This window comes from Deltaproteobacteria bacterium (assembly GCA_026712905.1).
Lineage (GTDB): Bacteria > Desulfobacterota > Binatia > UBA9968 > JAJDTQ01 > JAJDTQ01.
This window is the reverse complement of the sequence record JAPOPM010000200.1, coordinates 1-9,727: the sequence shown is the minus strand read 5'-3', so window position 1 is coordinate 9,727 and position 9,727 is coordinate 1. Positions and strand designations below refer to the sequence as shown.

Sequence of the window (9,727 nt, the reverse complement as noted above, 5' to 3'; positions counted from 1 at the left end):
TGGCTCAGTTTCGGTCTGATCTCGCGGAACCGGCTGATCCGGCGGGCCTCGGTGGTCTACCGAAGCGTTTGGCGGGGCACGCCCATCCTGGTGCAACTCCTGATCGTCTTCTACCTGCTGCCGACCATCGGGCTGGACGTGCCGTCGATCGCCGCGGCGCTGATCGCGCTGACCATGAACACGGCGGCGTTTCAGGCCGAGATCTTCCGGGGCGGCCTGCTGTCCATCCCGTCCGGCCAGGCCGAGGCCGCGCGCATGCTCGGGATCGGAATCCTGGCGGTCAAGGTAAGGATCCTGATTCCGCAGATGATGCGCCTGGTCCTGCCGGCGCTCATCAATGAGACCATCAGCATCCTCAAGAACTCATCCCTGATCTCGGTGATCGCGGTGACCGAGCTCATGCGCACCGGCCAGCACGTGGTCTCGGTCACTTACCGGCCGCTGGAGGTCTACATGATCGTGGCCGCCCTATACCTCGCCATGAATCTGGTCCTGGCCCGCGCCGGGGCCTACTTCGAGGGCCGTTACGCGGTCGCGTCGGCGCGCTAGCCGCCTTCGGGGAAAGCCGTGTCGTTCGACATCGACATCGTGTTTCGCTACGGTCCGCTGTTGCTGTCGGGGCTATGGACGACGGTCTACATCTGTGCGCTGGCATCGCTTCTGGCCGTCGCTGCCGGTCTTGCGGTCGCGTTGCTCCACAGCCTGCCGTTCGACCCGGCAAGGTTCCTGTGCCGGGCCTATATCGAGGTCATGCGCGGCACCCCGATCCTGATACTGTTGTTCATACTGTACTATGGGGGCCCTTCGATCGGTTTGACCCTCGATGCCGAACCGGTCGGGATCATCGGCCTCGGTTTTTACGGCGGCGGCTATTTCGCGGAGATATTCAGGGCCGGGTTCCTGTCCATCCCGCCCGGCCAGATCGAAGCCGCGCGCATGCTGGGGATTCCGCGCCGCATGATCGTCGCCCGGATTCAGATCCCGCAGATGCTGACGCTGATCATCCCGCCATCAACCAATCAGGTCATTATCCTGGTCAAGGAATCGGCTCTGTTGTCGATCATCACGGTCGCCGAGTTGACGAAAAACACGACCCAGATGGTCAACGAGACCTTCGCCGTGATCGAGCCCTACGTCGCGGTCGCCCTGCTCTATTGGCTGATCATAGAGGGCATCGCGCTTCTCGGCGGGTTCCTGGAACGCCGGTTCAGCCACGCGTCATGAGGGAAGGAACAGTGAGCGACACCATGGAACGCAAGCCCGTGGTCCTGGTCGAGGGCCTGCACAAGCGGTTCGACGCGGTTCACGTCCTGAGAGGAATTGACCTCGCGGTCGATAGCTCGCGCGTGGTCTGCGTCATCGGCCCGTCCGGTTCCGGCAAGAGCACCCTGCTGCGATGCATGGCGTTTCTCGACCGCTACGACGAGGGCCGGGTGTTCATCGAGGGCCGGCTGCTGGGCTATCGCGAGGTCGATGGCAAGCGGGTGCTCGACAGCGACCGCAACATCGACAGCGTTCGCAGCGTCATCGGCATGGTCTTTCAGCACTACAACCTCTGGCCGCACAAGACAGCCCTCGGCAACGTGACCGAGGCGTTGCGCGTGGTGAAAAAGCTTCCCAGGCGGGACGCGGAAACCATCGGCATGGAGATGCTGGCCAAGGTGGGGGTGGACGACAAGGCCCACCACTACCCGGCCCAACTCTCCGGCGGACAACAACAGCGTACCGCCATCGCCCGGGCGCTGGCGATCCGACCGCACGTGATGTACTTCGACGAGCCGACGTCGGCGTTGGATCCGGAACTCGTGGGCGAAGTGCTTCAGGCGATGCAGGAACTCGCCGGCGACGGCATGACCATGGTCGTCGTCACCCACGAAATGGGATTCGCCGCGCACGTGGCCGACGAAGTCGTGTTCATGGACGCGGGCGAAGTCATCGAGCGCGGCCCTCCGGACGACATCTTCAAGCGGCCGCGAAGCGGGCGGCTGCGGGAATTCCTCGATACCTGGCGGTCGCGCACAATCTGAAGACTGGAACTTCGCCAGAACGGCCAACGGCAGCAAGGACAAGGGGGCCGCGGCCGCGTGCATGGGGACGACGCGTGCGAGCGTAGCCGTGACGAGGGCGGCGGTGTTCCTCAAGGGATGGCGGCGGTGAAGTTCCGGAACCGCGGGCGGTTCACCGGAACTCCGACACCGGGAAGAAACCCGCCACCATCCCCGGCAGGAAACACGGGGCGGCGGTCGGCATCGACCCCGCCCCTCTTCGCTCGGCCGCGGGATTTCCCCGGCGTCATGCTTGGCCGGAGGACCGTTCCGGCCAGACGAACGACAACCCGAGCCTCGCGCGCACGGTCGCTCCTTTCCCGACCCCGTCGCTCAAGGCCTCCAGACTCCCGCCGACGCTGGCGACGTAGGTCGCCGCCGAAGGAAGCCCCAGCCCGCTGCCCGCGTCCTTGGTGGTGTATCCCGAAACAAAGATGTTTTTCAGGTCCTTCGGTTCGATGCCGACGCCATTGTCAATGATGTCGATGACCAGGAACTCTTCCTCGACGTATGACCGGATGCGGATCTCCGGCGGTTCGTTGGGGCCCCGGACAGGGCGGCCTCGCCGAAGGCTTCGATGGAGTTCTTCACCAGGTTGACCACCATCTGGTGGAACAGGCTTTCACGGACCCGAACCTGCGCGGGCGCCCCCGCGCAATCGATGCGAAGCCCGATGCCGCGCTTGAGGACAGAGTCCTGCAGGATCCGGACTGCGGCTTTGATGGCCTCTTCCAGGTCCAGATCCTTGAGGGCCGTCATGTCCTTGTCGAAGCCCTGTTGCGTCCGGACGATGTCCGCGATGTGCTTCACCCTGTCCCGGACCCGCTCGACGGTCTGCAGCAACTGCGTCCCATCTCTCCCCAGGTCGTCGGCGAGGGCGAACAGGAACGGCATCGCCCGGCGGCCCGTCGGATCGTCTCTCAGGTAGTCGATCCAGTCGTGCTCGTGCGCCTTCAAGGCGTTGGCCAGCGCCTGAAGGCGGCGTACCGTCCGGTTCCTCTTCAGTTGCTCGTATACGGTTCCGATACCGATGCCCGCGCTGTTGATTGCATTCCCGATGTTGTGGAGCACCGTTTCGACGATTTCCAGTCGTCCCCGGGTGAACGCGCGAGCCAGCGCCTCATCGGCGCGCGCACGCTCCGTCACGTCGCGGTACACCACGACGCCGCCCATGATGGAGTTGGATTCGTCCCGCAGGGGCATTCCGGTGACGTTGAAGTAAGCCCCGTTGGGGACCTTCGAATTGCGCACGAATAGCTCCATGCCATCGAACGCTTCGCCCGTCAGGGCGCGCGCGATCGGGAACTCATCGCCAGAGATGAGCGTGTTCTTGTCGGGGAGGTAGAGTCCAAGGGTCGTCGGCAAGGCGGCAAGGTCTGTCCTCATGAGCTCTTCGAAACCGCCGGGCGACACGGCGTCGGCGGACCGTTTCGCCGCGGCGTTGACAACAAGGTAGTCGCCCTGGGAATCAACGGCCACCACCGCGTCGCTGATGCTGTTGAAAACGGATTCCATGAGACGGGTCTGGCGCTCCAGCCGCCCCACCGTATGCCTCAACTCGGCCTCCGAGCGCTTGCTGGATGTGATGTCGCGGAACACGGCCATGCCTCCCTTGAGTTTGCCTGAATCGTCCAGAAGCGGTCTGGCGCTGGTGCTGATGTAGATGTCTTCCGGAATGGCCGGGTTGCGCAGGATCATTTCCTCGTCATCCGTTGACTCACCGCCGAGGGTGCGCGCGATCGGCAAATCGAGAGAAGGGTAGTGAGTCACTCCGTCGAGCTTGAAGACGCCGTAACGCTCACTCCAGTCCTCGGGTGCGGAGTCCTGTCTGTACGGACCCAACATGCGTTCCGCGCTGGTGTTGCGCATGATCGGGTTCCCGCGCTCGTCGATCACCACGATCCCGTCTTTCGTGCTTTCCACGAGGATGCGCCACGCCCGTGCTTCTCCCCGAACGCTCTGCGTCACCTGCGCCTCGTCGATCCTGTGAAAGGCCAACACCGTGCCTTCGACACGGCCGTTTCGGTCCGTTACGGCCGCCACGTTGTAGTCGATCGGCACTTCTTTCCCGTCGCGGGTCACGAGCATCATGTCGCCGCCGGTACGAACGGTGCCGGCGCCCTCCTCGAGGAAGCGTTGCGTGGTCCCGAACAGGACCGGAAGATTTCCCGCGGCTCCGTGAAACACCTGCATCATCGGCCGACCGAAGGCTTCGTGCCGGGACCAGCCCGTGAGGCTTTCCGCGGCGGTGTTCATGAACGTGACGTCGCCGCCCTCGTTGGTGGCCACGATGGCCTCGGTGGTGCATTCGGCGATCGCCGCCGCTTGCCGTTGCGATCGTTGCCGAGCATGCAGACGCAGGGCGGCTTCGATTTGCAGGTGGAGTTGTCCTGCCGGCGCCGTCTTCGGCACGTAACCGGCCGGTTCACTGTCCAGGGACCGCCGCTCCAGCGCCGGTTCGGCATTGCCGTTGAGATACAGCACCGGCGTGCCGAGCGCCGCGCCCAAGTGCCGCGCCGTTTCGACGCCGTCCGGTTCTGCCGGCAGTTCCAGGTCGATCAGGGCTAGGTCCGGCGGCCGGTCCGCCGCCACAGCCACCGCTTCCTGCCCGGACGGGACCGAAGCGCACGCATATCCCGCCGTCGTCAACTCTTCTTCCAGGCGCGCAGCCACAGGTTGCTCATGCTCGACAATGAGAATTCTTGCCGCCGTCATGGTGTTCTCCCGTGCTGCCGGCACCCTGTCGCTCATAGTCATCGTTGAGGGATTCCTTTTGGATGGGGCTTGTGTCGGAGATCATCGACGCCGCAACCGGGTTGTTCCGTCGCCTTGCCGCGAGCGGAACTCTTCCGGCCTCGTGGTTGGAGATGTGTGCCATAGCTGGAAGGCCTTTCGCAAGGCGGGCTGCCCGACAGCCCGCGATTCTCCAGCACGATAGTCTAGTCGACGCCATGCGCGGACACGGCTGTGAAGCGGCCCTTTCGGCCCTCGTACGCCAAGCGCGTATCCAGGCTTCATGGACACACGACAACGGTGCAGACGCGCGCCCGAGAGGCAAAAGGCATGGCAGCCTCGATAGGCGTCATCGCTTCGCCGTCTCAGGGCCCGCGAACAATGCGAAAAAAGTACGTGTGGCGGTCAACCCGGTACGTCAATTACATACAAGTCCGATACCCCGTGTGGGTACTGGAACCCCTGCGAGCGCGTCATTCCGAAACGGCTCCGCAGGAAGGTTCGGGTTGCGAGGGAGTTCCCGGAAGGCGCGGCGGAAGGGCTGTGGCGGCAGGCTGTCCAGACGGGGGTTTCCGATCGGAACGATCCGGGGGAGATCTGGAGTCCTCACCGCGAGCTCACGTGTTCAGAACGGAGGTGTCGAGTGGTGTCGAGAACCCCTCTGGCGTTCGCGGGCCGGCCACTGCTGCCGGGGATAAGCCACCCTGACGAGCGTCGCAGCTTCACCCTGGTCTACAGCGGCATCCACGACTACACGACCATCGAGCATTCCCGGGGCACGGTGTTCGCCGGCGGTCGTGATGGCGTGGCCATCGTGACGGAGCGCTCGGGGGACCCTGTCACCAAGGGCCTGCAGTTCTACATGACATCGTGGTGAGCGGCAGGAGGATGGCCGGGGAGGTGCAGGTCGAGTGGTCCTGCACGGGCCCCGACACGAAGGATGATGGCGCCGGCCTCTACCTGACCGGGGGGCGGGAGGGCGCCGTGGCAGGGGGCGGGGCGGAGCCGGCACGATCAGGATCGTGGGCGGGACCGGCAGATTCGCCCAGCTCAAGGGGACGCGCCCCTGCGAGGCCGTGTACCTCAAGGGGAAGTCGAACGGGACCACCGCGATGTGTACTGGGGACAGACCGTGAAGCCGGCCGGCATTCTTGTTGGCGTCCTTGTGCTGGTGATCCTGCCGGCGCTCGCGGTGTTCCTGTGGTGCGGGTGGCGCGATGTAAAGCGGCTGCGCAAGCTGCGCGGGGACGATTGACTGACCAGCATTCGGGAAGTGGGAGCAGATGAGAGGAGACAACCAATGTCTGTAGAAGAAGACGTCGCCGCCATCAAGTTCAACGTCCAAGTCCTGCTCGGTGAGAGTCGGGCGCTTCTGAATATTCTCGGCGCCCTCGTTTCCGAGACCCTCGATTCCGAGCAGAAGCGCCGCTTTGCCGCTCTCCTCGAGAAGCGCAGCCAGGCTCTGCATCGCGAGATCCCTGATGAAGACACCCCCCGTGGCGCGGGTGTCGCCAAAGAAGGCGAGCGCCTTCTGCACGAACAGAGGGCCTATGAACTCCTGATCCGTGCCGCCGGCTCCAAGAGACAGGACCTTCACCACGGTCATCGATGACTACTGCAGCCGGGTGGCGCTGGAACGCGCGTTCGCGGGTGCACCACGATATTTTGCAGGACACCGTACGGGGAGCCAACCACCCCACTACTCGGACTGCGGCCTGCAACTGAGCCGCGCGTCCCGTGCGTCGAAGATCTGGATGTCGGTGCAGACTTTCGGGATGGCGGCGTTCCGGCGGGCCGTGGGCAACGGGATGGAGTTGGCGTCCCGTGCCGAGGCGTACATCCGGGAGAGCCCGGTGCCGGAGCTGTTGAAACCGGCGTCGCGACCGTGTGCTTCCGGGTCAACCCCGGCGACTTGGACGAACAGGCGATCAACCGCAACGTGCTCGCGCGAGTGTTCTGGGAAGACCGCGCGTTCATGTCATCGACGTCGCTGCACGGGACGTTGGCGCTCAGACTTTGCATTCGCAACCACAACACCACGTGGGATGACGTGCGCGAGACACTGGAAGCCAACGAGCGGTTCGGGACTGAGGCCCTGCAGAACGGCAAGTAGCTCGTCGCCACCGCCCGGGACGGCCAGGGCGCGATGTCACCCTTGGCCCCGAAATCGATCTCGCTCGCGCTGGCGGAAAAAGACGAGCGAACTGCCTCTTCCCTCCACCGCCGCGCTGTCCCGCGCCGAACGGAAACGGCAAGGACCGGGCAGGCCCTGTCGAACCTGCCCGATCCCCGACTTCAGAGGCGCCTAGTCGTCGTGGTGGTGTCGGTCATGGTGATGGTCCCGCCTGTCACCCCGTTCGGCGATGCCTTGGAGGGGCCGCTCGTACTCCGAACGCGAGATGACCGCGTCACCGTCCGTGTCGAGCCTCTGGAAGGCGCGCACGGTGAGGGGGCGCGTGGTCTCGCTCCACAGGCGGGCGAACTCCTCGAGGTCGAGCCGGCCGTCGCCATCGGCGTCGTGGGCGGCGAGGGCGGCGCCGCGGGCCTCGCGCGCCTTGTCCAACTCGGCCTGCGAGAGCGTCCCGTCCCGGTCGGCGTCGACGGCGTCGAACATGACCACCGCCCTGTGGTCGTCATGATCGCCGAAGCCGCCGTTGCGGTGGGCGAGGCTCGCACCTCCGAGCGCCATCCCGCCGATGGCCACGGCGACGCCGATTCCTGCCAATACCTTTGTCGTTTTTCTCATCGGTTCCCTCCTTGGGTGTTGTTGTTGGAGGGAGTATAAGGACCGGATGTCGCAGAACTTTGCCGCGGACCGTACGGTTGTGTCGCAGTCCTTCGCCGCGGGGCGTCGTGACATGCTTTGTTACACTTTTCTTCTGTCTCTCCGGCCAAGAGCCGCCTAGACTTGTAGTTCATGGAAGACTCGCCGCACGTTCTCGTGGTCGACGACCACCGGGATATCCGCGAGCCGCTGTCGCGGTATCTCGAAGAGCACGGCGTGCGCGTCACCGCCGCCGACTCGAGCGCCGCCGCGCGGCGGGCGCTCCAGGCGGCGGCCGTGGACCTGGTGGTGCTCGACATCATGATGCCGGGCGAGGACGGCCTCGATCTCTGCCGGTACCTGCGGGCAACGACCCGGATTCCGGTCATCCTGCTGACCGCGATGGCGGAGGACACGGACCGGATCGTGGGGCTGGAGGTCGGCGCCGACGATTACGTCACCAAGCCGTTCAATCCCCGGGAGCTCTCGGCCCGCATCAAGGCGGTGCTCCGCCGCACGCAAAGCCTGCCCCCCGGCCGCGAGCCCCGTGCGGCGGAAACGTACCGGTTCGACCGCTGGACGCTTGATATGGGCGGGCGGGAGCTGGTGGACGAGGACGGGGTGGTGACGCCGCTCTCGACGGGCGAGTTCCGGCTGCTCACGGCGTTGCTGGAGCGTCCCGGGATGGTGCTCTCCCGGGACCAGCTTCTCGACCTGACGCGGGGCCGGCGCGCGGCGGCGTTCGACCGCGCCGTGGACAACCAGGTGAGCCGCCTGCGCCGGAAGCTGGAGCGGGACCCGGCAAGACCAAGGCTCATCGCCACCGTCTGGGGCGGCGGCTACCGGTTCGCGGGCAAGGTGGAGCGGGCATGAGGCTGATCCCGGGAAGCCTCGCGGGACGGCTCGCGCTGCTGCTGCTGCTCGCTCTCGGCATCGCGCAGGGCATCGCCATGGTTCTTTTCGCGGTCGAGCGGAGCGAGGCGGTGCGCCACGCCCACCGGGACAACGTCGTTGCGCGCGCGGGCACCGTGGCGCGGCTGCTCCGGGAGGCGCCGCCCGCACTTCACGGCGCCATCCTGGATGCGGCGAGCACCGGCCAGGCGCGGTTCACTCTCACCCGGGAGCCCATGGTCGGCGGGTCGGGAACCGGGGAACGGGCAGCCGTCATCGCTCGTGACCTCTCGGTCGCGCTCGATGTCGGGCGGGAGCGGGTCAGGGTGGCGCCGCCCCACGACGACACGCCGGACGGGTCCTGGATCCGGGACGGCGACGGCCATGATGACGACCACCGTCACGGTCACGAGGACTGGGGGGACCATTGGTTCGCGGCGTCCGTGGCCATGGGGGACGGGCGCTGGCTGAACGTCACCGTGGGACCGCTGCCGGGCGCGCCGCCCTGGGGCGGGACGTTCCTGCTCTCGTTCCTGTTGTCGGTCATCGGCGTGGCCGCCGTGGCGGTTCTCATGGGACGGCGCATCTCGAAACCCATGCGAAGCCTTGCGGCGGCCGCCGGCCGGCTCGGCCGGGGCGAGGACGTGGCCGACCTGCCGGAGGCCGGCCCCGTGGAGATCCGCGGCACCGTGCGCGCCTTCAACCTCATGCGTGGGCGGCTCGACCGCTACGTGCGCGACCGCACGGCCATGCTGGCGGCGATATCGCACGACCTGCGGACACCGATCACGAGCCTGCGCCTTCAGGCCGAGTTCGTCGAGGACGGCGACACCCGGACGAAGATCCTGGAGGTGCTGGACGAGATGCAGCGCATGACGGAGGACACCCTGGCGTTCATCCGCGAGGACATGCGGCAGGAAGCGACGCGGACGGTGGACCTCCACGCGCTGGTCGACAGCGTGGCCGCCGACCTTGCGGACCTCGGCCACGAACTCGCGGTGTCCGACTCAGGCCGCGTGCTGGCGGCCTGCCGGCCCGTGGCGTTGCGCCGCGCGTTCCGGAACCTCCTGGAGAACGCCGGCGCCCACGGCGTCCGCGCAACGGCGCGGGTCGCGGACGACGGTGGACGTGTGCGCGTGGTCATCGAGGACGAAGGGCCCGGCATCCCGGAGGCCGACCTGGAGCGGGTGTTCGAGCCCTTCGTCCGGCTCGACGAGTCGCGGAGCCGCGACACGGGCGGCGCGGGCCTCGGCCTCGCCATCGCCCGGACCATCATCCGCGGCCACGGCGGGGA

At 66.4% G+C, this 9,727-nt stretch carries 12 protein-coding genes; 9 read left to right on the top strand and 3 right to left on the bottom strand.

The window, feature by feature from the left end; genetic code table 11:
- From OXF11_16635 to OXF11_16625, 3 genes are all read left to right on the top strand, one after another.
- Positions 1 to 549: amino acid ABC transporter permease (locus OXF11_16635; protein MCY4488722.1), on the top strand; the 549-nt coding region annotated here is incomplete at its 5' end.
- 18 nt (positions 550 to 567) lie between these two features.
- Positions 568 to 1,224 (top strand): amino acid ABC transporter permease, encoded by a 657-nt coding sequence (locus OXF11_16630; GenBank protein ID MCY4488721.1) that lies wholly within the window; start codon positions 568 to 570, stop codon positions 1,222 to 1,224.
- A 23-nt stretch (positions 1,225 to 1,247) separates the two neighbouring features.
- Positions 1,248 to 2,027 (top strand): amino acid ABC transporter ATP-binding protein, encoded by a 780-nt coding sequence (locus OXF11_16625; GenBank protein ID MCY4488720.1) that lies wholly within the window; start codon positions 1,248 to 1,250, stop codon positions 2,025 to 2,027.
- A gap of 459 nt (positions 2,028 to 2,486) precedes the next feature.
- Here OXF11_16625 and OXF11_16620 read toward each other — a convergent pair whose 3' ends face one another.
- Positions 2,487 to 4,760: a PAS domain S-box protein gene (locus OXF11_16620; protein MCY4488719.1), complete on the bottom strand. Its 2,274-nt coding sequence runs from the start codon at positions 4,758 to 4,760 to the stop codon at positions 2,487 to 2,489.
- Positions 4,761 to 5,424: 664 nt separating this feature from the next.
- On the opposite strand from OXF11_16620, the gene OXF11_16615 reads away from it, so the two are divergent.
- The 3 genes from OXF11_16615 (at position 5,425) to OXF11_16605 (ending at position 6,390) form a co-directional block, all read left to right on the top strand.
- Positions 5,425 to 5,655 carry a hypothetical protein gene (locus OXF11_16615; protein MCY4488718.1) on the top strand — a complete coding sequence of 77 codons (231 nt, stop codon included), beginning with the start codon at positions 5,425 to 5,427 and terminating at the stop codon, positions 5,653 to 5,655.
- Between the two features lie 255 nt (positions 5,656 to 5,910).
- On the top strand, positions 5,911 to 6,033 hold the full coding sequence (locus OXF11_16610) for a hypothetical protein (GenBank protein ID MCY4488717.1): 123 nt from the start codon (positions 5,911 to 5,913) through the stop codon (positions 6,031 to 6,033).
- A 45-nt stretch (positions 6,034 to 6,078) separates the two neighbouring features.
- Complete coding sequence (locus tag OXF11_16605) at positions 6,079 to 6,390, top strand: hypothetical protein (protein ID MCY4488716.1); 312 nt, start codon at positions 6,079 to 6,081, stop codon at positions 6,388 to 6,390.
- Between the two features lie 87 nt (positions 6,391 to 6,477).
- On the opposite strand, the gene OXF11_16600 is transcribed toward OXF11_16605, so the two are convergent.
- Complete coding sequence (locus OXF11_16600; GenBank protein ID MCY4488715.1) at positions 6,478 to 6,618, bottom strand: hypothetical protein; 141 nt, start codon at positions 6,616 to 6,618, stop codon at positions 6,478 to 6,480.
- Between the two features lie 72 nt (positions 6,619 to 6,690).
- Between OXF11_16600 and OXF11_16595 the strand changes: the two genes are divergently transcribed.
- Positions 6,691 to 6,891 carry a hypothetical protein gene (locus tag OXF11_16595; protein MCY4488714.1) on the top strand — a complete coding sequence of 67 codons (201 nt, stop codon included), beginning with the start codon at positions 6,691 to 6,693 and terminating at the stop codon, positions 6,889 to 6,891.
- 192 nt (positions 6,892 to 7,083) lie between these two features.
- Here the strand turns inward: OXF11_16595 and OXF11_16590 are convergent, their stop codons facing one another.
- Entirely contained in the window at positions 7,084 to 7,524 is a 441-nt protein-coding gene (locus OXF11_16590; GenBank protein MCY4488713.1) for an EF-hand domain-containing protein, read from the bottom strand.
- Between the two features lie 171 nt (positions 7,525 to 7,695).
- Between OXF11_16590 and OXF11_16585 the strand changes: the two genes are divergently transcribed.
- Both OXF11_16585 and OXF11_16580 read left to right on the top strand, forming a co-directional pair.
- Positions 7,696 to 8,415: a response regulator gene (locus OXF11_16585; GenBank protein ID MCY4488712.1), complete on the top strand. Its 720-nt coding sequence runs from the start codon at positions 7,696 to 7,698 to the stop codon at positions 8,413 to 8,415.
- A partial coding sequence (locus tag OXF11_16580) for an ATP-binding protein (protein MCY4488711.1) occupies positions 8,412 to 9,727 on the top strand: 1,316 nt, incomplete at its 3' end. The genes OXF11_16585 and OXF11_16580, both read left to right, overlap by 4 nt.

Excerpts from the sequence above, each read along its gene's own strand:
- OXF11_16590 (MCY4488713.1), bottom strand. The coding sequence starts at position 7,524 with ATGAGAAAAACGACAAAGGTATTGGCAGGAATCGGCGTCGCCGTGGCC.
- OXF11_16620 (MCY4488719.1), bottom strand. The coding sequence starts at position 4,760 with ATGACGGCGGCAAGAATTCTCATTGTCGAGCATGAGCAACCTGTGGCT.
- OXF11_16585 (MCY4488712.1), top strand. The coding sequence starts at position 7,696 with ATGGAAGACTCGCCGCACGTTCTCGTGGTCGACGACCACCGGGATATC.
- OXF11_16605 (MCY4488716.1), top strand. The coding sequence starts at position 6,079 with ATGTCTGTAGAAGAAGACGTCGCCGCCATCAAGTTCAACGTCCAAGTC.
- OXF11_16600 (MCY4488715.1), bottom strand. The coding sequence starts at position 6,618 with ATGTACGCCTCGGCACGGGACGCCAACTCCATCCCGTTGCCCACGGCC.
- OXF11_16625 (MCY4488720.1), top strand. The coding sequence starts at position 1,248 with ATGGAACGCAAGCCCGTGGTCCTGGTCGAGGGCCTGCACAAGCGGTTC.